This window comes from Tetzosporium hominis (assembly GCF_002265435.1).
Lineage (GTDB): Bacteria > Bacillota > Bacilli > Bacillales_A > Planococcaceae > Chryseomicrobium > Chryseomicrobium hominis.
Window position 1 is genome coordinate 1 of record NZ_NOKQ01000209.1, and the last position, 317, is coordinate 317.

A 317-nucleotide genomic window follows, 5' to 3' on the forward strand; every position below is an offset into this window, starting at 1 on the left:
ATGCCGTCGTGATTGCGCGACTGATGCGAGACGGGCGCTTCAACTATCCTCGGATCTTGGAAGGGATCGAGGCTGAACTGCGAAACGGTGCCACCCTTCGCTCGAAGATCCAAGAGGATATCAATGCGCTACAGAATCGGATCATCCGCTGGCTCGACCGTTTCTTCCCTGAGTTCACGATGGTCTTCAAAAGTTTTGGGAAGATGGCCTATGCCGTACTTGAGAAGACGCCTTTGCCGATAGACATCGTCGGTAAGGCTCCCGAAGAGCTCCTCTTCCTCTACCGTCAGGTAGAAGGCATGAAGAGCCCTCAGCTC

Annotated in this window: 1 protein-coding gene; it reads left to right on the plus strand. The window is 54.3% G+C overall.

What is annotated here, in order from left to right:
* Positions 1–317, plus strand: a 317-nt coding sequence (locus tag CF394_RS15780) for an IS110 family transposase (RefSeq protein WP_165767509.1), incomplete at both ends; no start/stop codon positions are given.